The organism is Agrobacterium burrii, from assembly GCF_017313405.1.
GTDB classification, from domain to species: Bacteria; Pseudomonadota; Alphaproteobacteria; order Rhizobiales; family Rhizobiaceae; genus Agrobacterium; species Agrobacterium burrii.
This window is the reverse complement of sequence record NZ_JAFLNA010000006.1, coordinates 212,872-234,708: the sequence shown is the minus strand read 5'-3', so window position 1 is coordinate 234,708 and position 21,837 is coordinate 212,872. Positions and strand designations below refer to the sequence as shown.

At 57.3% G+C, this 21,837-nt stretch carries 14 protein-coding genes; 10 read left to right on the top strand and 4 right to left on the bottom strand.

Annotated elements, in window-relative coordinates:
* Positions 1 to 32 precede the first annotated feature (32 nt).
* On the bottom strand, positions 33 to 2,930 hold the full coding sequence (locus JZX89_RS13670; RefSeq protein WP_153515960.1) for an RICIN domain-containing protein: 2,898 nt from the start codon (positions 2,928 to 2,930) through the stop codon (positions 33 to 35).
* A gap of 76 nt (positions 2,931 to 3,006) precedes the next feature.
* Positions 3,007 to 6,114, bottom strand: a complete 3,108-nt coding sequence (locus JZX89_RS13665) for an IPT/TIG domain-containing protein (RefSeq protein WP_207134362.1) — start codon at positions 6,112 to 6,114, stop codon at positions 3,007 to 3,009.
* Between the two features lie 343 nt (positions 6,115 to 6,457).
* Between JZX89_RS13665 and JZX89_RS13660 the strand changes: the two genes are divergently transcribed.
* The 7 genes from JZX89_RS13660 to JZX89_RS13630 all read left to right on the top strand — a co-directional run bounded on the left by JZX89_RS13660 (position 6,458) and on the right by JZX89_RS13630 (position 16,136).
* Entirely contained in the window at positions 6,458 to 8,518 is a 2,061-nt protein-coding gene (locus tag JZX89_RS13660) for a sensor histidine kinase (protein ID WP_207134361.1), read from the top strand.
* Positions 8,519 to 8,689: 171 nt separating this feature from the next.
* Entirely contained in the window at positions 8,690 to 9,442 is a 753-nt protein-coding gene (locus tag JZX89_RS13655) for a response regulator transcription factor (protein ID WP_207134360.1), read from the top strand.
* 786 nt (positions 9,443 to 10,228) lie between these two features.
* A complete protein-coding gene (locus tag JZX89_RS13650; protein WP_149900712.1) occupies positions 10,229 to 10,513 on the top strand; it encodes a YMGG-like glycine zipper-containing protein in 285 nt (94 codons plus the stop codon).
* Positions 10,514 to 10,710: 197 nt separating this feature from the next.
* On the top strand, positions 10,711 to 11,385 hold the full coding sequence (locus tag JZX89_RS13645; protein ID WP_153515956.1) for a response regulator transcription factor: 675 nt from the start codon (positions 10,711 to 10,713) through the stop codon (positions 11,383 to 11,385).
* Between the two features lies 1 nt (position 11,386).
* Positions 11,387 to 12,736 (top strand): sensor histidine kinase, encoded by a 1,350-nt coding sequence (locus tag JZX89_RS13640; RefSeq protein ID WP_207134359.1) that lies wholly within the window; start codon positions 11,387 to 11,389, stop codon positions 12,734 to 12,736.
* Positions 12,737 to 12,984: 248 nt separating this feature from the next.
* The gene (locus JZX89_RS13635) at positions 12,985 to 14,178 is read left to right on the top strand and encodes an efflux RND transporter periplasmic adaptor subunit (protein WP_207134358.1); all 1,194 of its coding nucleotides are present in this window, start codon (positions 12,985 to 12,987) and stop codon (positions 14,176 to 14,178) included.
* A gap of 8 nt (positions 14,179 to 14,186) precedes the next feature.
* Positions 14,187 to 16,136: a MacB family efflux pump subunit gene (locus tag JZX89_RS13630; RefSeq protein ID WP_207134357.1), complete on the top strand. Its 1,950-nt coding sequence runs from the start codon at positions 14,187 to 14,189 to the stop codon at positions 16,134 to 16,136.
* A gap of 155 nt (positions 16,137 to 16,291) precedes the next feature.
* On the opposite strand, the gene JZX89_RS13625 is transcribed toward JZX89_RS13630, so the two are convergent.
* Complete coding sequence (locus JZX89_RS13625; protein ID WP_369809550.1) at positions 16,292 to 17,275, bottom strand: NmrA family NAD(P)-binding protein; 984 nt, start codon at positions 17,273 to 17,275, stop codon at positions 16,292 to 16,294.
* Between the two features lie 23 nt (positions 17,276 to 17,298).
* Between JZX89_RS13625 and JZX89_RS13620 the strand changes: the two genes are divergently transcribed.
* The 3 genes from JZX89_RS13620 (at position 17,299) to JZX89_RS13610 (ending at position 19,998) form a co-directional block, all read left to right on the top strand.
* On the top strand, positions 17,299 to 17,712 hold the full coding sequence (locus JZX89_RS13620; RefSeq protein ID WP_246746696.1) for a winged helix-turn-helix transcriptional regulator: 414 nt from the start codon (positions 17,299 to 17,301) through the stop codon (positions 17,710 to 17,712).
* 264 nt (positions 17,713 to 17,976) lie between these two features.
* Positions 17,977 to 18,375: a hypothetical protein gene (locus JZX89_RS13615; protein WP_153515951.1), complete on the top strand. Its 399-nt coding sequence runs from the start codon at positions 17,977 to 17,979 to the stop codon at positions 18,373 to 18,375.
* A 243-nt stretch (positions 18,376 to 18,618) separates the two neighbouring features.
* Positions 18,619 to 19,998, top strand: a complete 1,380-nt coding sequence (locus JZX89_RS13610; RefSeq protein ID WP_207134356.1) for an enoyl ACP reductase FabMG family protein — start codon at positions 18,619 to 18,621, stop codon at positions 19,996 to 19,998.
* 489 nt (positions 19,999 to 20,487) lie between these two features.
* Here the strand turns inward: JZX89_RS13610 and fabF are convergent, their stop codons facing one another.
* Positions 20,488 to 21,786 carry a beta-ketoacyl-ACP synthase II gene (gene fabF, locus JZX89_RS13605; protein ID WP_207134355.1) on the bottom strand — a complete coding sequence of 433 codons (1,299 nt, stop codon included), beginning with the start codon at positions 21,784 to 21,786 and terminating at the stop codon, positions 20,488 to 20,490.
* Positions 21,787 to 21,837 lie beyond the last annotated feature (51 nt).

The window sequence follows — 21,837 nt, the reverse complement described above, 5'->3', positions numbered from 1 at the left end:
GTTACATAGTGCGCAATGCTCCTTCTCACGCATCAGCGATCGGACGGGATCCGGTCTGCAAGAAGAATCCGGGGTGCGAGGAAATTGACTTTTTCCTCGCGATAGAAACCTATGCCGATAACATCTTTTGCCGCATCCGCGATGACGCCCTTCTGCGCAACGACGAGTTGGTCTGCATCCCGCAGAGTGTCGGAGCGCGAACTCATCGGGGCGATCCATTCGGCATGGCCGTCATATCTGTACATCGGGCTTAGTATCGTGGTTCCCGGGACGAAGGCAAAACGCATTTCGCTTATGGGATGGGACGGCAGATAGAGCAGGCTGTTCTGGATAAAGCATTTACCTTGTGCCTTGTCGCTCCAGATATAGGCAGACTGCTCTGGATCGGCCTCATCCGGCTCCCGCTCCTCATATACCCATTGACATGTGGATGAACCGGTTCTCTGGACATAGAGTTCGCATTTCAAACCCCAGCCATCTCGGGTCCGGCCACGGTTATATGCCTTGAATCTCAGGCCCCTGACCTTGCCCCTGACCGGGATGGGAAGGCTGCAAAAGGAATAGATGGAGTATGGAAAAACGCTCGTTTCTTGGGGAAAGTCCTGCGTGAATGATCTGCCTGCATCGGCAGTCATAACCGCAGACCATCGCTGACGGTCGGTGTCGGCCTGTTCCTCGAGGCTGACCGGATAAGACTGTCCGTGCATATTGTTCGCCGTGCCGGATGTTGCAACCTTCGAGGTTTCGGTGATGGGCTTCAGATAACCTTCACTCGTCAAGGCCCACCGCTGGCGTTCGCTCGCGGTCCTAGTCCTTGCGCATAATTGCCCGTTGCTATCGGCGGTCAGCAGAAGCTCGCTCTCCACATCGCCATCAACTGCCTTGATACGGCTGGTGATCACGCCATCGCCGCCCATGGTCCATACCTGGTGCGCACCGCCAAGATCAGGCAGCATGACCACGCGGGAACCGATATCAGGTGCTATTTTGCTGACGCATTCTGCATCCTGAACAGACAACACCATCTTGTTGTCGCGGGAGCCCAGCTTGAACAGTCCATCGGGCTTTGTCGAAGGCAGTTGCGCAAATGTCTTCAGATCGAGCGAAGGTGTGATCTCGGTGAGGTTCCAGATCTCCGTTGTGTTGGCGCTTTTTGCTTGCGGCCGCGCAACCAGCCTTTTTGCCTGGTTGACGGCGAGTACATAATTCCCTTTCATGGTGGTGCTGGTAAAGGTTCCCGCACCGGAATATGCCCATTGCTGATGCTCGGCCATGCCCACCTGCTTCAACAGAACCGGAAGTTCGGCCTGCTTCGAGCCTGCTTCAGCCTCTCCTATACTGATAGCAAATTCGGCTGTCGCTCCACGACCCTTGAGGCCGGCCGGGCGAGTAACAAACGCGATGAGATGTCCCTCGGGACTCATTCTCCAGGCTTGCGTATCCGACGGGATGATTTCCACCAGGCCAATGCTGCCTCCGTCAGTCGGCGGTACTTGGCTGATAGTCAGTCCGCAAAGGTGCGCGGCATTCTCGGCAAGGAACCATGTTTCAGCGGCCAGATTGCCCAGACGATCCCCATATTCCCCGTAGAAAATAAATGCTGCGTTCTCCCTGTATAGCAGATCACGTTTGGTACTCCTTGCAGCGAATTCGCCGAGGATAGACCAGCACGCATCTCTCAGGTCGGTAGGAAGAAGATTGATGCTCGGTACGAGATCCTCACGCTGCACAACGCTCCAGCGGCGGTAATCAGATAATGAACGGATCCAGCCGCCGGCATACTGGACAAGACCGCCTTCTCCGCCCATAGCGTGAAATGTGGCCGACTGGTTTTCTTTCCGTGAGTTTTCACTCGCCTGATCCTGCGAGGAATCTTCGCCCTCGACAGATGCCTCGACATTGGCGGAGACCGTTTTCAGGTTTGCTTTTACAGAGGCTGCGAAACGTTTTGTAACGTCGCTCGTCGTCTGCGCACCTTCGTATGTTCTGGTTTCGGTGGCGAAAAGGCGACCGCCAACAAGGATCATTGTCGGGGCGAAGTGGCCGAAAGCGTCGAGCACTTTCCGGAGTGCTGAAAACCGGCCTTCGATGGTCTGGTAATCGTCCATCACTTCGCGGCACGCATCGATGAATTCCTGGCTGGCACAGGGCTTTCGATCATCGAATGACAATTCGATCCGGGGCAAAAAGAAGTTCGAGGTTATGAAAACCTGCTTCTGCAGGCCGCCAGCCCCCTCCTGGCTTTGCCGTGACGAAGAGACTGCAACGCCCAGGCCGCCCCGTACAGCCACACCGGCACTCACCGCCAGCGAGAACTTCAGGTTAGTGACGCCATTCTTCTGGTTCTGATGCACCTCTTCCGAAAAAGCGAAATAATTCTCGAAATATCCTGCAAATGCCGGCTTTCGATACAATGGCTTGGCGACGACGATATTCGCGGGCTGCGCAGAGAGCGCTTCTGCTCCGGGTCGCCTCAGCACATCCCTGAAACCGACCTGAACCTGGTTCGAAGCACGCTGATCGATTGCCACACCGCGATAGAATCCGACGCGATCCAGCAGGTCTTCCCTCTGAGCCGGCGTCAGATCGAAAAAGTCCTGACTGTCGTTGATCTGGAGATTGGCCAGATTCATCAGCGTGGTTTTATCGCGCGCCGTAAACTCATGATTTGCAATGGACATCTCGTCCATTTTTTCCACGAGCTTGCTCGTGATGTCGGGTGTCGAGGTCCGCACGGCGGAGAGGATCGCGGCACGGTCGTCTGCCGCTTCTTTCTGCACTTGTGCCGCCCGGACCTTCAGCTGTCTTTCAGCCTCTGTGACTTCCAGTTCCGCCTCTTGCAGACAGTGGATACGGGTCCGCTGGTTCAGCGCCTCGTATTTCTGCTCGATCTCGTCTTCATCCGGTTCGGCGGGCTGTGGACCTGGCATCACTGATTCCTGAAATGTTAAAGCTGAAATATGTTGCCACCTGCACGGTCCCGTGCAGGTGGCGTACGTACGGCTGTTAAAACTGCCCGTTCAATCCGATCCGTCCGCCGATTGACCTGTCGCCATCCCCTTCGAAGTTGAACAGCAAACTGGCATCAACCATCCACAGGTCCGGCGTCTGAAGTGCCAGCCCCGCCTTGAGGGCGCCGAAGGCCCCGGGACCATCGAGGCCGGATAAGCCTCCCGTCACACCGATATTCGGCCTGAGCATCGAGCCGTTATCGAGAGTGAAGGAGCGCGTGATCTCGGCACCGAGACTGACGCGAAACTGCTCCTCGTTGAAGCCATTGATGATAACAGTGTCGCCAGTGCCGTTGCCTACGGTGTAATCCTCGACTTTTTCCGAGAAATAGACTGCCCTGAACTTCGGCTTCAGCATTGTATCACTACCGATATCCCACTGGCCTTCGATTGCGGTATCGGCCATCCAGCGGCTGGTTCTGAACTCGCCGTCCCAGATTTGCGTATCGATGTCGTTAACAGATCCGCCATAGCGCAGGCTGGCATTCCAGAACACGCCCTTGCCGATTTCGAAAGAGGCATAGGGGCCAGCGAGCCAGCCGTTGCCGCTCAATTCTGCGTCCTCGTCTGTCGGGTCGGTCATGTAATCATAGTGGAAAGACAGCCCGAACAAGATCTTCTCTGTCAGAAGGTAGTCCGCGCCGGCATTGAGCATGCCGAAGCTGCCCCACTTGCCGCCGTTGTCCGAAGTATCGGTGTGAGCCAGAAAGGCGCCATCGATCCATATATTGAATGGTGAGCTATAGCCGCCAGCCTGGCCGTCGGCCTTGTCCCTTGCCGATTGAATCCGGGCGAGACTGGTGGAGAAGTCTAAGGTCATGCCGTTTTGCGATGGCGTCATGCGGGCAGTAACTGGCCCGGTTGCCTCGCTCATCTGCCGGCGTTCGAGAAGTCCGGGAACATGTATCGTGGAAGCGATCATGCTCTGGCGGGTGCGGATGAAGCTATGGACGAGCTGGTCGATATCCGATTCCACCTGCCCGGCGTCATAGGCGATATTATAGACCACTGTGCCGGTATTGGAGATACCCAGTGCGCTGGTAAGCCTGAAACCGACACGGGCTTGACCCGAATAGGCCGGGTTCGGCGTGAATTGAAGATACCAGCCAACAGGCGTGTTAACCGGTCCGCTCTGGGCCAGCTGGCCCTGGATAATCGTTGCAGTTCCCGCATTTGACGGCTCCACGAAGGTCGTTTCGGCCTGCACGAATGGGCCGCCTGTCGCGCCGCGGTTCAGATAAACATCGACAGGCGAGGAGCCGGTATCGATATTGACCACCTTGTCAGTGACAGTCACGGCTCGGGGCCGGACGGTCAGCGAATAGCTTGCTGTTCCTGTGGAGCCATTGCCGTCACGCGCCTGAATGCTGAAGGCATAATCCTTCTCTTCAGCATCGGCGGCGGTGGGGCCGGTCAGTTCGCCGGTTGAGATATTGAGCACTATTCCCCTGGGCAGAGTTCCGGAGGCGAGACTGTAGACCAGTGAACCGGTGCCACCGGTGGCTGTGGTAGTCTGGCTATATTCCTCGCCGACCATGGCGTCCGCAAGGGCTCCGCCACCTGGCGTAAACACAAGTGTGGTTACAGGAGAGACGATACTGACGGCGTAGCTCGCAGAACCTGTAACATTGTTTGCATCGATTACCGTGATGGTGAAGCTGTAGCTTCCGGCGACTGTCGGCCTTCCGGAAATTTCGCCCGTTGCAGGATCGACGCCCAGACCTGACGGCAAGGATCCGGAGGCGCTGAAGGTGAATGGTGCGGTGCCTCCCCTCACAGAAAGTGTCTGACGGTAGTCATTGGCAGTCGTTCCGTCAGGCAATCTTCCGCTTGCCGGTAAGATGACGAGTGTTTCGGGCTGATAGGTGAAGCCATTGGCCAATGTACCCGAGCCACCCGGAGCGGTAACCACGATATCCACAGCACCTGCCCTGTTTGCTGGCGTTGTCGCGCTGATCGATGTCGCACCATTGATGGTGAAACCGGTTGCTGGAACGCCACCGATGCTCACTCCGGTTGCTCCAGTCAGGTTGGTGCCGGTAATGGTAACTGCCGTCCCGCCGGCGATTGTGCCGGATGCGGGCGAGATACCGCTGAGGACCGGCACGGGCGGGCGGACGGTGATGTTGACCGTTGCCGCCGCCGAGGTGCCATCGGCATTACTCGCGGTATAGGTGAAGCTGTCGGGGCCGAAAAAGCCTGCTGTCGGTGTATAGGTTATCGACGTGCCGGAAGCGTTCGCTGTACCGTTTGCTGCCTGGGTGCCTATTGCAACCGAAGTTGCCACACCACCTGTAATGTTCAGCGCAATGGCATTGCCGGTCGAGTTGGCAGCAACAGTCTCGGAAACAGCATTGGCGACCGGCGGTGCCGGTGCCACAAAAGTGTAGCTGTTGGTGAGTGTGCCTGTTCCATCAGGCGTGGTCACCACCACATTCACGGCACCTGCCGCATGAGCGGGCGTTGTCGCGGTAATCGAGCTTGCCGACACGACCGTAACGCCGGTTGCGGCTACACCACCGATGCTGACCGCAGTGGCCCCGGTCAGATTGGTGCCCGTAATGGTAACAGCCGTTCCGCCCGCTGTTGTGCCGGATGCAGGCGAAATCGAGGTAACATTCGGGGCCGAGATAGGGGCCGAGCAAACAATCGTAACCCCGCTCAGGAATGTTCTGGAATTGATCTGGATCGATAGCCCGTTGGTGCTCAGGGAGTTGTGGCTGCCAAAATGGGGTCCAGCAGAACCTGTATAACTCGAATACCGATAAAATACGGTGCTGCTATTCTGGTTATTCAGCCTGATCTGGGCGGAGTTGATCTCGGGGACGGTTTTTGGGTCGCCGCCATTATCGGTAAATGACACCGTAACCGTTTCCCCGGTCACAAAATCCGCCGCATTGAATGTTGCTGAATAGGATGTGGTGCCACTATTGCTATTCAGGGTCGTACAGGCGTTCGACAACGCCAGAGCGGGAGATGCCGTTACTGCAAGGCCCGTCATCGTTAAGGTTGAAAGAAGGATCCTCCGGATTAGTGACGCTTGCAAAAATTTCCTGAGCACTAGTTTTCTTGCAAGAAATCCCGTGGCCTTGACACCAATCATTTCAAAGTTTTCCGTCGTGCATGCGTTTCCGAAGGTATGCCTTTTGCAGCAATGAACATGTTTAGTTTGCTTCGCCCTGCCCGGACAGAACGCAATTGGAACGGTTTGAAACGGTTTGGAACGGAAAGCGTGTCTGCGTGGCCACAATCGCCCTAAATATCGACAGGTCGTAAGACCGGTTCGACGGGTCGCCGGTTCCTGCTATCGGGAATCAGGCTTCATGCTTGACAACATTACCTTCGGGAGCCAGTGGGAACGGGTGGTGTGTGCGCGACGGAGGACAAGAACCGGCTCGTTCAGACTGTTGCGGCCATTCTGGCCATTGACCTTCCGGGTGTGGCATATGTCGATATTGAAGCTTTTTCTGGCCATGCTGATCGCGTTGTTCCTTGGTGCCACAGCCACAAGCGCTGGCGACGGCGCTTCGGAAATTCGCATTCGGGACGTGCCGGGCGTATTTTCCGGCTCCCTGTCTCTTGATGGCTTTATCGATGTCGCACTTGTCGAGAATGCAGAGGCGACACTGGATGATCTGCTCGCGCAGCACTCGTTATTCGCGCCGATTGCCGGGCATGATATCAATCTCGGTTTCGTCCGGACCTCCGCCTGGATGAGATTTGCGCTGGCCTTGTCTCCGCAGGCGGAACATCCGCAGAATCTCCTCCTGTCGCTCACGCCGAATTTTACGGATGAGCTGGAGGCATATGTTGGCGTGCAAAAAGCCGGAATGAGTGCTGCGGATTTTGATGTCTACGAGATGGGTGATCATTCGCCGCGCTCACGCGCCAATGTAAACACATCGGCGAACATACTTCCCCTTGAGTTGCAGCCGGGCCAGACGACGATCATATATCTGCGCGCCCGGAATCATGACGCAAGTCTCAACGTTTCAGCGGAAATACTGTCTTCCGCCCATTACGGATATGGGTCGATCATCCAGAATATCGTTCGTGGCATGTGGTTCGGGGGCATGGGCATATTGCTCGTCATCCAGTTCTTCTTCTTTTATTTTGATCGAAAAAGATTTTACATCATTCTCGCCATGGATATTCTGGCTGTCAGCTCGACATATTTTGGAAGCCTCGGCCTGGCCAGGCTGCTGTTCTTCAATGAAGGCGGACTGGGCAATGACTATCTCACCAGCGCCTCATCGTGGTTTGGCCTGATCGCCGGTGCTCTCTCGATTGCCGCAATTCTTGATCTGCGCCCCCGCTATCCGCTTATCGATCTCTATTTCCGGTTTGCCGCACTGGTTGGCGTGGTGGGCATATTCTGTGTGCTGTATGGGGTGAACCGCTATTTCGTGCTGGTGGCCGGGCCCGTCATTCTTATACTTACCACAATGGCCATGATCGTTGCATTTCTGGATTTTATCCGCTCCCGCGATGCTCAACATGGCCTCAACCTTGCGGCATTCGGCCTGCTGTGGGCCGGGTTGATGGCAACCAATGGCCAGCGCTACGGCGTTCTCCCCTTGCCGGTATGGGTCGCCGGTTCCTACGCGGCAACGAGCATCATCCATTTTACCCTGCTGACAGGTTCGCTTGCCGTGCGGCTTCGTAATGCCGAGGCGGCGGCAAGGGAAGCGGATCGCCGTGCAGTTCTCGCGGCAAATGCCGCCGAGCAGCATGCCAATGATCTGGTGCTGAAACGGACGCGCGAACTTGAGGAAGCGAAAGGCGTTGCGGAACACGCATTGCATGCCGAGTTAAAGGCACAGGAGCAGCAGGTCCGGTTCATGGAAGTCATTTCGCACCAGTATAGAACCCCTCTTGGCGTCATCCGCACGAACCTTGAAAGCGTGAGGCTCACGCTTCCGAAGAACGATGACGCCAATCGCGCCAGACTGGATCGGGCGCGTGTCGGCATTTCACGGCTGGTCGAGGTGCTCGAAGTCAACCTGACACGCAGCAAGCTTCAGGGACCAGCCTATCAACCAGCATTTTCAGAAACTAGCGTTGCCGATCTGATCGGTATCATCATTCCGGGTGCGCACGATCTTCTCCACGGTGCCACTATCAACGTTACGGTGACGAGCGAGGCTGAACGTGCGCGAATTCGTGCTGATCGCGAAATGCTCAGGCTAGCAGTCATCAATCTTCTCGAAAATGCCTTCAAGTTTTCTGCCCCCGCAGGATCATCAATGGTTTGGCTGGACGTATTTTGCGAGGGGGGTGAGGTGCACCTGCGGATCCGTGACAAAGGCATCGGGATCGCAGGACAGCAACCCGAAGATCTCGTCAGGAACTCCGTTCGCGGAGCCAATTCGGCGCATATCGAGGGGACCGGTATGGGATTGTCTCTGGTCAAGCGGGCTACGGATGCGCACGGAGGGCGCTTCGTGCTCGCAGGCAGGGCCGGGGGCGGAACCGAGGCAACGATCGCCCTGCCGGTTCCGGGGTGAACCTGCGGAGCGGACGATTAGTCACCGGGACATAGTGCTCATGGTCCGGATTTTCCGTTTGCAGAATCCTGCCCGTGATTTTCATGCGTTTGCGACCGGGAGGAGGAACGGGTAAGATAGTCATGCAGTTTGCTTCAGGGCTGCATTGCATGGCATCCAGACGTAAGGCCGATGATCAGAGAACCAACGCCACGCCCTTATCCAAGACAATCGGGCGGAAATCAACGTATTCGCGTAATCCTTGTTGAAGATGATTTCGACTTGCGGCAAGGGCTGACAGATTTTCTTCGTCTCAACGCGCTTGCGGTAACGGCAGTCGCGAATGGTGCGGAGTTTGATCGGGCATTTGCCACCGAAAACTTCGATATTGCCATCCTCGACCTCAATCTTCCGGATATAAGCGGCTTCGAGATCTCACGCTATATAATGGAAAACACAAATCTGGGCATTATCATCCTCACGGCCAGGACATTGAGGGATGACAAGCTCCGGGGCTATGCCGAAGGCGCGAATTTATACCTGACCAAGCCCGTTGATGGTGATGAACTCGTTCTGGCCATCAAAAATCTCGCAGATCGCATCGTGCAGACAGGCGAAACCTCGAAGCCACCGGTTGAGCCGGCCACAGGCTGGCGTTTTGATAGCCCAGCCCGGCGCCTCGTGTCCCCGCAAGGGATAGCGATCAGACTATCCGGGCGGGAGGCGAAGCTGGTTTCAAGACTGGCTGAAGAGGGCGGCCGTATCGTATCTCGCGCAGAGCTTGTGCGCGCCATGGGCTACGGGGAAATGACCCCGGAGACCAGGAGCCTCGATGCTGTTTTACGGCGCTTGCGCGTGAAGGCGCGTGAGGCAGGACTGGAACTTCCGGTACATGTGATCCATGCCGCAGGCTTCCAGTTCTCCGGCGAGATCATTATGCGTTGAGGTCTGTGGGTCGTCTATTCCTTGAGTGACTATGGTCGGCTTGCAGTATGGAGCGCTGGAACTGGCCTACATGCCGCTTCCGGCACACCAGGTACCAGTTAGTATCCAGATGCCATGCCACCTGTCGTTTGGCAGTTAACCGTGAGAATGCGGCCGTTCGCTCAGGCTCGACGTCGACGCTACTACGCAACTGTACGAAATAGGCCGCTTTTACCGCCGTTCGTGAGCGATTTTAGCAAAGAATGGCGCGGTTTCGATGATCGCAAGTAAAGATGAAAGCAGGCCCCCGCAACCAATTCCTACTCCATAATATCCCCCAATAGCCCAAACTACGATCCAGTACGCTAAAACGCTACGATCATCGGTGCTAAATCCTCGGCAAAAAACAAAAAATTTAAAAAGCGACAGGTGCAAAGCCGGGGGGCGGCCGGAGGCGCTGACGCCGCCGCTTGCCCGATGGATAAGCGAATATGGTTGCTGGTAAGCGGCAATCTTCCGAGATGCAGAAAGTGCCAATGCCGAATTACATAAGGCGCAGCTTGTCGATGCCGCCGCATATGCCCGTGCGAGAGGAAACGGCTAAGCGACGAGTGTCGTTCGGTGCTAGCTCAAGGCAGAGTAAATCTGCGAAGCCGCGCATCCTATACGAATTTGCGCTTTCGGCCTGTGTCGATACCGACGGTTCTGCGTAACTTCCACGTAATTTTCGCTGGTCATACGTCTCCGCCTTGGTGCGTCTCAACGGTCGACGGGCGACCGTAGCGGCGATGGATCGAAAGGACAGACATGAAAAAGATCATTTCAGGCGTATTCGTTTGTTTGACGCTGACGGCGTGCAGCCAGACGGAAAAGGGTGCCGGCATTGGTGCGGCCAGTGGCGCGATCATCGGCGGGCTGGCAAGCGGCACGTGGGAAGGTGCTGCAGTGGGAGCCGCCGCGGGTGGCGCAGGAGGGGCTGTCATTGGGAACATTAGTGAACGAAACGACAGGAACCGCCGCGATCGCTGGGAACATCGGGACCGGCGCAGCTACGATTGCAGATATCGGGATAACTACGGTCGCTGCCGATAAAAAACTGGCCTTGGGCGACGGGGGCTAAAGGCCAAATGGATACCGGGCAGATTTCGGTTCCCCGTTGCCGAACATCTGGACCGCCGATCAACTTGGCGGCCAGTCGGTCATGACAGTCGAGTTTATCTGAACCACACATATAATTTGCTGTTAGAATTCCTGAGACAGCTGTCCGGGACTTGCACGATCAGGCCACTATGAAACTTCTGCTTATCGAAGATGATCCGGAAATGACGGATGCCTTGAGGACGGCCCTCTCGCAGCATGGCATCGTGCTGGACGCTGTTGGAGATCTGGTGACGGCGCGGGAAGCAATCGCCATGGCGGATTACGATATTGTCCTTATCGACCGGCAACTGCCGGATGGCGATGGTAGTACCTTTCTCGCCGATTTGCGCCGCGCGGGTTCAAATACGCGATCGATCATCATCTCCGCTCTGAGGTCGACCGACGAGCGAATTTCCGGCCTCAATGACGGCGCCGATGACTATTTGCCGAAGCCGTTCGAAATTCCCGAGCTGATTGCCAGAATGAGCGCTGTGCTGAGGCGGGTGCCGACAACCGGCCCATTCGTCCTGTCGGCAGGAAACGTCACCTATGATCGTGTTTCATGCGATGTGCATGTCAACGGCGTCCGGCTTGCGCTTACCCGCAGGGAACTGCTCATCATCGAAACTCTTCTGAGAAACCGTGGGCGTACCGTGTTGCGCTCGTCACTTGAGGGTCAGGTCTATTCCTTTGACGATGAGATCCAGTCGAACTCACTGGAATCCAATATGTCTCGCCTGCGCCGAAAGCTTGGCGAAGCGGAGGCCGACATTGTTATCAAGAATATTCGTGGCATAGGCTACTACCTTCATGAGCAGAAATAGGATGACCAGCACATCCCTTCGCTGGCGCTTCACTTTTGGTTTTATTGTCCTGCAGCTCTGCGCGGTCATCGCCTCGCTCAGCCTGGTTTTCTATCTCCTTTCTGGCCTCAAGCCCGATGTGGCGATCACGTCCATCTGGCTGTCTCAGGAAATCGCAGACTCGGTTCGTCTCGAGCCGAATGGCCGGGTCCATCTGTTGCCGACGGCCGAGCTTAAAGAGATTATGGAGGAAGCGCCTGACCTGTGGTTCGTGGCAGACCTTGGAAAAGATATTGTCCTTGCACACGGCGCGCCTCCCGGGAAAATTGCCGACAACATGCCATTCCTGCGGGCGTTCAGAAGTGTCGAGCTCCATGGTGACCTGAACGATCCGCTGAGTGTCGCCCGCATGGAGCGTTTCGACACAGAGGCCGGTGAGGCAACGATTTTTGCTGGCGGTGTCTCGATGTCCCAATATGGTGTGACCGTGCTGTTGGGGAACCTTGCCATCGGCGTGCCGGCGCTGATCCTCGTCGCCATGTCCCTCATTGGCGTCCCGTTTGTCACACGCCTGGCTTTGCGGTCCTTCAGCGATCTGACCACGCGTCTTGACAGGATCGATCTCGACACGCGTGGCGCCCTGGTGGAAGAGCGTGGCTTGCCCAATGAGGTGCTTCGTCTGGTGCGCGACATCAACAGAGCACTGCGTCGTCTCGATAGTGGCTTCGAAGCGACAGAGCGCTTCTTCGTCAACGCGGCCCATGAACTTCGAACGCCGATCGCTGTCCTGCAGGTGAGGATAGATACGCTTTCACCAGGTGCGGACAAGACACACCTGCAGACGGCCATCAAGCGACTTACAGCGATCGCGAACCAGCTTCTCGACACCGAGAAGTACCGGCAGAAGCCCCAGCAGAATGCACCTGTCGATCTCAACAGCGTTGTGTCGAAGGTGGTCGCCGACCTTGCTCCCCTGGCGATCGCCGAAGGCTACGAGATTTCGTTCGATAGCGATGCGGAAAACCTGTTCGTTCCCGGGGATGCCGAAGCTCTGGAGCGTGCATTCGTCAATCTGGTTCGTAATGCAGTTCAGTACGGAGGCGGACGAGGACAGATATCTGTCAGTATTGAGGCTGACGGCAGCGTGACTGTCGCCGATCAGGGCTGCGGAATTGCCGGCGATAAGCAGTCGCGCATATTTGAACCGTTCTACCGGGTCAGCCCTCACGGCTCAGGTGCGGGCCTGGGGCTCAGCATGGTCAACGAGATCGTTACCCGTCACGGCGGCTACGTTGAGCTTTCGTCCGCTCCAGGCAAGGGCAGCACATTCGCCGTGCGCTGGCGCGAGAAGCGCGTTTTCCAGCAGCGGTAGGGGCCGTCGCCTGCGTCAACAGGTCAAGGCATCTTCATCCGTCGATATTGGCTGAGCACGGCCGCGATCGCTTGATGTCTGGCGGGCAATCTCTGGCACACCATCCACATTGCAAACACTCTTTGCCGATCGGTTGATTTTACAGCGCGTGCCAAACGGATCAGGCGCGACGACCGCTCCCCGTAATTTTCGGGTAACTCTCGTGACAGAGAAAGCCCGCAAATTTCAATAGCATGGACCACGACTAAATGACACGACACATTACCCGCAAGCGTTTCATCCTGGCGGCGGCAACCCTTGTCGGTCTGCTGGGCGTCTGGCTCCTGTTTCTGCGTCCGCCGGCGAAGCTTGAACTGGTGACGGCGCAGGCACGAACGGGTGACATTGAAGAGGTGGTGCTGGCGACCGGGGTTCTCGAGCCGCTCGAGCTGGTGCGTGTCGGCGCCCAGGCCTCGGGTCGCGTTGAGCATCTGGCTGTCAAGATCGGTGACATCGTCGAGGCTGGCCAATTGGTGGCCGAGATCGATTCCCAGACCCGGCGCAACACCTTGCGGGACCGTGAGGCCGCTTTGGCCAACATCCGCGCCGTTCACGCCGCGCGCAGCGCCGGTCTGGTGAAAGCCGAGAAGGATTTCGAGCGCGAGCGTGACCTGCTGGCAGGTGGTTCCACGCCGCGCGCCCAGTATGACGCCGCGGTTGCGATGCGAGACACCGCGCGGGCTGAGGTTCAGTCGCTGGACGCTCAGGTCGCCCAAGCGCAGGTCGCGCTGGAGTCTGCGGGTATAGAACTGGACTATACCCGCATCACTGCCCCGATCGCCGGCACTGTGGTTGCGATCGTCACTGACGAGGGCCAAACCGTGAATGCCCTGCAGACTGCGCCGACCATCGTCATGATCGCGCGATTGGACACAATGACGGTGCGCGCGGATATCTCCGAGGCTGACGTCGTGCGTGTGCGGCGGGGCCTGCCGGTCTGGTTCAGCATTCTTGGCGATCCGAAGCGCCGTTTCGATGGGGAGTTGCGACAGGTGGAACCGGCCCCGGCCTCCATCGCCAACGAGAGCAACGCCGCCGCGAGCCGGATTGGCTCAACCAACGGTGCGGTCTATTACACCGGGCTGATCGACGTGGCGAATGCGGACGGGGTCCTGCGGCCGTCCATGACGGCGCAGGTGTCCATCGTCTTGAGCCGCGTCAGCGGCGCCGTGCTGGTTCCGCTCAGTGCAGTGGAAGGGGCGCCCCGGGCCGGCGATACGGCGCGTGTGCGCATACTGGACGCGATGGGCGAGGTCCAGATCCGGCAGGTCCAGGTCGGTATCGACAACGGCGCGGACATCCAGATCCTTAGCGGTCTTCAGGCAGGCGAGACCATTGTCCTGGGAGCATCCACGGACGAACGCACGGATGGCCAGGCTCAACTGGCCGCGGCAAAGCGGTAGGGCGCGTTATGACGGAACCACTGATCCGCGTACGTGGGGTATCCCGCGCTTTCCCCGCAGGCGACGAGATGGTGCGGGTGCTGAAAGACGTCGACCTCGACATCGAGGCCGGCGAGATGATGGCCATCATCGGCGCCTCGGGCTCCGGCAAGTCGACGCTGATGAATATCCTTGGCTGCCTCGATCGTCCGACGGCCGGCAGCTACTGGATCGAAGGACGCGAGACCTCGAAGATGTCCGTGGACGAACTGGCGGCGCTACGCCGTGAGCGTTTTGGTTTCATATTTCAGCGCTATCATCTGCTTGGCGATCTCAGCGCGGCCAGCAACGTCGAGGTGCCAGCCATCTATGCCGGACGCAGCCGATCCGACCGGCACAAGCGAGCGATCTCCTTGTTGACCCGACTGGGCCTGGCCGAGCGGACGGGCAATATCCCGGGCAAGCTTTCGGGCGGCCAGCAGCAGCGGGTGTCGATCGCCCGCGCCCTGATGAATGGCGGCGAGATAATTTTGGCCGACGAACCGACCGGAGCGCTGGATACGCACAGTGGCGCCGAAGTCATGAAGATTCTGCGCGAGCTTCATGCCGAAGGGCACACCATCATCCTGGTCACTCACGACAAGAAGATCGCCGAACACGCGGATGGGGTTGTAGAGATCAGCGACGGCGTTATCATTTCCGACGAGCGCAATATATCCAAATCCGCCGCGACGGCCCGTCCCATCCGCGAGCACGCGCCGGGCGCTGGCTGGCGTGGCGCAATTGACCGGATGGCCGAAGCTTTTCGTATGGCGGGCGCGGCAATATGGGCGCACAAGATGCGCTCGCTTCTGACCATGCTTGGTATCATCATCGGTATCGCCTCGGTGGCGGCTATCTCGGCACTGGGAGCCGGCTCGCAGCAACAAATCCTGAGCAGTATCAGTTCGCTCGGCACCAACACGATCGAGGTGCGGGCCGGTAAAGGCTTCGGCGATCTGGAAGCGGGCAGGATACGGACGCTGGTTCCCGCCGACGCCGAAGCGCTGGTGAACCAGCCCTATGTCGACAGCGTGACACCAACCGTCGCGACGAGCGTAACTGTCAAGCGCGCCGCCGTGGCCGTCAATGCGTCAGTCTCCGGAGTCGGCGCGGACTTCTTTCGTGTACGGGGCCTTGAGCTGGCGCATGGACAATTGTTCGACGCAGAGGACGTTACCGCCTACAGTCAGAATGTGGTGATCGATGCAAACGCTGCGCGAGACCTGTTTCCAGACCGGGTAAACCCGGTGGGGCAGGTCATCCTTCTGGGCACAATGCCGGCGAGGGTTGTGGGTGTGACGAAACGGGAAAACTCCTTCGGCCCGGCGGTTGATACATTGACGGTTTATGCGCCTTACACAACGGTCATGGGTCGCATGCTGGGTCGTCCGAACGTCGACGGTATAACGGTCCGTATCAGCAACGATGTCGATCCGGGCAATGTCGAGGCTGCGGTTTCGCGCCTTATCGAGCGTCGGCATGGCGCGAAAGACTTCTTCCTCACCAACTCGGCGACCATTCGCGAGACTATCGAGACCACCACGCAAACCCTGACGTTGCTGATTTCGTCAGTCGCCGTGATCTCGCTGATTGTCGGCGGCATCGGTGTGATGAATATCATGCTGGTGTCCGTGACCGAGCGCACCAAGGAGATCGGGGTTCGTGTGGCTGTTGGCGCTCGCCGCAGCGACATCCTCTACCAGTTCCTGATCGAGGCCGTCATGGTCTGCCTTGTCGGCGGCTTCATGGGAGTGATGCTCGCCCTCGGGATCAGCGCTCTTTTCAATTTGCTGAGCCCCGATTTCAAAATGATCTTCTCTTCGGGCTCCATCATGGTGGCCTTCACCTGCTCGACCCTGATCGGAATAGTCTTCGGCTTCCTTCCCGCCCGCAATGCGGCAAAGCTGGACCCGATCGAAGCCTTGGCACGTGACTGATGACCCGCAAACGTCTGCTCGGTTGCGAGCAACGATATCCGTGTCCAACTTGGACAGGGAGTATGACTTGATCGCAAAGGGTGGACTGCGCGGCATGCCGCTACGAGGAGGTGACGGCGGCAATGGTCGAAAGCTGCCTGACAATCCTGTCCCCGTTACGTCCCGGTTGTTATTATTGAGCCTCGCGTAGTGTCATGACACTGATGCCGACAAGGCTGCATCCAGCGACCGTTGCCAGCAAGCCAGGACGCGAAAGTCAACAGGTCGGGGTTGATTTCGCGCATGAGTTTCAGATCGACCTGCTCGGCGAGCGGCCCGTCTATCAGGCTCTCCGCCATATGCGCGAGATCAGCGTTTGCAGCCAGAACATCGTCCGGAAACCGTTCATAGCTTACCGGTCGGCCGGCTGCTTCGCTGAAGGCGACCTCAAGTTCACGCCCGGTCAGACGGTCGCTCGCGACCTTAAGCGTTGTGCCGCCAAAGCGGGGCTTGTCGGCAAGCATGGCAGCAACAAATCTGCCGATGTCTTCCACGGCTGTGAGCTGAATGGAATGGTCCGGCCGGATCAGGGATATCAACCGGCCCTCATCCAGGCCGAAACCGGGTCGCACCAGCATTTCCATGAAAATCATCGGCCGGATGATGGTCGTAGTCATGTCGAGTTGTCGAATATGGGCTTCGATACGAGGCTTGGCGTCGAAACGCGGAACGCCTGTCAGTTCGTTCCCCACGCTGGCGCCCGACGAATAAACAAAATGGTTGATGCCGGTTTCGGCAGCGATATCCGCAATCGATATACCATGACGGACTTCGTCTTCGGCAGCCAGGTTGGCTGGCAGTACGCTAAAGACACCGTAAGCGCCTTTCATCGCGGTGCGGATGACATCGGTCTCTTCGAATGAACCCTGCACAAGCTCGATGCCTGCATTCCGCAATTGCAGAGATGCAGCTTTGGTGGAATCCTGAACGAGTGCGCGAACAGGCCATCCCGCCTTCAACAAGGCTTTGGCGACAGATCCTCCCTGCCTTCCGGTAGCGCCGAAAACCAGAATGGGGTGCTTGCTATTGGTCACTTGAAACCCTCGCGTTAAACAAGGACCGTCTATATATACGAATGTAGTTTTGCCGGAAGACGGCACATTCTTTAGCATCAGGCACAAGGATGATACCCTTGGATGAACAGATCGATGCCGACACATCGCGCGGATCAGAAAACGACAGACACTTCAGACCCATACCGTCAAACGGGGTCTGCGGCCTGCTGAGTGACAAATGGACAGTGCCGGTTCTTTGGCGTCTTTCGCTCGCCCAGAATCATCGGCTCCGCTTTTCAGCCTTGAGAAAAGAGGTCGGCGAAATCACCCAGCGCATGCTGACGCTCACCCTGCGCAATCTCGAGCGTGACGGATTCGTTATACGCCATTATTTCCCTGAAGTGCCGCCGCGTGTTGAGTACGAGCTAACAGAGATCGGCCACGGAGCTTTGCGCGCCCTTGAGGGATTTAACTTCTGGGTCCACGACAATCTGAACGCCATCAAGGCGCGCCGGCGCGCTTACGACCAGGGGGAGTTGTAAATCCAAATCCCCGGAATTGGCTGAGAAGGTCAGATGTCGGTCCAGGTTAGCAACGCTTGGATACGACCGCTTTGGGGTCAGAAGCTGCCATGGTGACCCGCCGCGCTCCATAGCAGCTATTTCATCCTTGGTCGCCAAAATCGGGCAGTCCAATTCCGACCCCAAAATTGGTCATTTCAGGCCAGCCAAGTTCTTGGCTCACCTACGAAGCCCTTATCCAGGGAGCGCGTATCGGTATGCATAGAAGCTGACAAAGGAACACAGATGTCGATCACTGTAGAGAAAATAATCCCCGCTGTGCGTATGCGCCAGTTCCATCAGATGGTTGATCGGTGGCTTGAGGAGGGTCCGATCAAGCTAGCGACCAATGCCACTATAACTGCAATGGACAATGCCGGAATCCCGGAAGCTGAACAGGCAGCGATTATCGAAGACCGGGATATCATCATGAAACACAATATGCGCCTCGGTGTAATCAGCGAAGTATTCGCACCGGCCATCGAGAAAGCGGTGAATTCGTCTCGGTCGGGAAGTGAAGCCAAGGATGAGATCGCTCGGTTGATTGTGACTGCAATTGGCATCCGCCAGGACGATGACAGTGAACGGGTCACTTTCACGTTCACTACCCAAAGTGAGGCAGACTTATTCGACAAATCCATCTGATGCGTCGCTGCGAGCGGTTTTCTAATTATTTAGCAGGTACCCACCGAACTCATTTCGGTATCGTGCGCCGATCTCCAACAGCCTCGGCATTTCCCTTTATTCCAGGGCCAAGAGAGACCTACTTCACGTTTTGAAATGAACGGTCACCGAAAATGAGTTTCCATTCCGTGCCTATACGGTCATGTGTTTGTGAAGTTCGTATGAGCCATTGCTCGACGACACACGAATCAAAGAGCTGACAGCATGGAAAATCCGGTTGCACTGAATCATCTTTCCGAAAACACGGTTTTCCGTAAAGGCGATGTTTTCGTACTCTTCGGCGAACTGTTCGGCCGCGGATACGCCACCGGCTTGCTCGATGAAGCCAGACGGGCTGGAATGGAGATTGTCGGGATCACGGTCGGGCGACGCGACGAGAACAACGGGCTGCGGCCGCTCGACGCCGAGGAACTGTCTTCGGCGGAGGCCCAACTGGGCGGCAGGATCATCAACATCCCTCTTATGGCGGGTTTTGATCTGGATGCGCCCGAAGGCGGCCCAACGCCCACCGATCTTCTGGCAAAGATGACGCTTGAGAGCTGGGAACACGACAAGCTCGACTGGGACTATGTCGAGCAATGCCGCGATATTGCCACTGCGCGTTTTACGGAGTCGCTTTCAAAAGTCATGGCCGTTCTCGACGGCATGATCGTTGCTGGCCGCAATGTTTTCTTCGCCCACACAATGGCCGGGGGCATCCCGAAGGCGAAGGTATTCCTGGTCGTCGCCAATCGAATCTACAAGGGCACAGGAACCCGCCACATGTCGTCGCAGACCTTGCTCGACAGTGACCTGGGAAAACTCATCCTGCAGAATTTTGACGATGTCTCCGCAAACACATTTCGCCATCTCATTGATTTCAGCGCGGCGATCCGCGAGCGCGTGGAGGCTTCGGGCGGACAGGTGCGATATACAGCCTATGGTTACCACGGATCAGCCGTCCTCATTGACGGAAGCTATCGTTGGCAGACCTACACCAACTACACGCAGGGCTATGCAAAGATGCGGCTCGAAGGCATTGCAGAGGAAGCCTGGGCGGCAGGGGTGAAGGCAACTGTCTATAATTGTCCCGAAATCCGGACCAATTCTTCCGATGTGTTCACGGGTATCGAGCTGCCCCTGATACCGCTGCTGCTTGCGTTGAAGAAAGAAAACGGTGGCCAATGGGCAGACGAACAGTGGCAGGCCTGTGAGCAGTTGCTGGTCGATGGCTTAACTATGGAAGACGTCTTCGGCAAGATCGCCGCCATGCAGGCCAGCGAGGTCATGCGTCCATTCTATGATTTTTCAGCCTGGCCCATGGCAAACAGTCAGGCACAGGCCGATTTGACCATCGGCACGTCAAATGAGATCACCCAGATGCATCGCGATAGAAAGTTGATGATCAGCGACCTCCTCAGCGGCCTCGTTGTGAAGGCGACCGGGCAGCTGATTTTCGGCGAATCTTCCGAACCCTCCGGTCCCGTCCTATGGCTCAACCATGATATTGTGGCCCGGCGACTTAACGCTTCCCACCTTCAGTCGAAGTCTCCTGCGCCGCTGATCGCGCAAGGAATGGAATCCTCTGACGTTGAGATGGCGTGAAGGCTTCCCGGCCTAACTTGGCAGCTTTGTGTTTTGGACATGAGTGACGAATCTTGCGACAGGAATCGCCCTAAATCGGACAGTGCATCGTCTGACGCGAATGTCCGTTGTTGGCGCGAAGCGGAAGACGGCAGGAGACCCGAAGCGGCGATTTGCCAGCCTTGAGGTGCCTATGCGGCAGCCGTTCAAGTGTCCGAACGCTTCAGTCGTATCAATCCAACGGGTTAACTTAGCTGTATCAAGGAACGCCGGTTCGGTTTCCATCAAGAGCGGCGAATTTACAAGCCTCCGTGCGTTCAGGCCCCGCAACCAGAATTTGTGAGACTTATCAAAGGGCTTCGAGAAAACTCGGAGTCCTTTTTGCGTTCAAAATGTCCTGGCACACAGCTAGTGTGACCTGAGCCTCATCTTCCCTCCAGTTTTCAGGAGGTTCTTGGGTGTCGCGATTGCTTGAGCACCGTGGTGGTTCTACGGATGTGACGATGAGCGTTAGCTCAAGGGCGATGTCCGGCTGTTGTTTCCCTTTGGCCAGCGGCGAAAAAGCGCGCTGGCATTGACGCCGCCAAAACCGAAGCCATTGGATATCGCATAGTCAGCGTCCAGGGATCGTGCTTCGTTTGCAACGAGATCGATGCCGCTCGCTTCGGGATCCGGCGTGTTCAGGTTCAGTGTCGGAGGCGCGATCTGGTTTTTGAGCGCCATGATCGTGAAGATGGCTTCAAGTCCTCCGGCCGCGCCAAGCAGGTGTCCTGTCGCTGACTTGGTGCCACTGACAGCAATAGATTTTTTCTGGCCGAATAGACTTTTTATGGCTCTGATCTCTCCCAGGTCTCCCACTGGTGTCGATGTTGCATGAGCATTTAGATGGCCAATTTCATATGGGGCAATGCCGGCCTGCGCGATGGCGATTTCCATGGCTCTGCGCGCCCCGCTTCCGTCTTCAGGACCGGAGGTGATGTGATGGGCGTCGGCCGTCGTTCCGTAACCGACGAGTTCTGCAATCGGGGTTGCCCCGCGGGCAAGAGCGTGGCTCAGAGCCTCTATGACGAGTATGCCGGCGCCTTCGCCCATGACGAAGCCGTCACGCGACGTGTCGAAGGGACGCGATGCCTTGGCGGGGGTGTCGTTAAAACCTGTCGAGAGCGATCTTGCTGCTGCAAAACCGCCGAGGCTGACGATGTTCATGCAGGCTTCCGTCCCGCCACAGATCGCAATATCGGCTTCATTGGATTTGATCAGCCTTGCGGCATCGCCGATCGCCTGAACGCCGGCAGCACATGCCGTCACGGGTGCTCCAAGCGGACCTTTGAAGCCATGCCGGATCGAGACCTGGCCGGCCGCGAGATTGACGAGGAACGACGGAATGGTGAAAGGAGAGAGACGACGTACACCGCGCTGATCGACGGTCCGCACCGCCTCCGTGATCGCGGGGAAGCCGCCGACGCCGGATGCGATGATCGTCGCGGTGCGCAGCCTGTCTTCATTCGAGGCCGGCTTCCAATTTGCCTGCGCCAGCGCTTCCTCTGCGGCGGCCAGCGCCAGGATGATGAAGCGGTCGACCTTGCGTTGATCCTTTGGCGCAACGATCCTGTCCGGATCGAAGCCGCCTTCCGCGTCTTCGCTGATAGAGGGGATAACGCCGCCTACTTTCGAAGGAATATCCCCGACAACATCGTCACCCAGCCGGCGAATGCCGCTTTGGCCCGCAACGAGGCGCGACCAGGAAATATCGACGTTTGCTCCAAGGGGGCTGACAGCTCCCATACCTGTGACAACTATACGACGCATCTGCTTTCCACCTGTCTTTGAAATTTAAAAATAGGCATGCCTTCGGCCCTC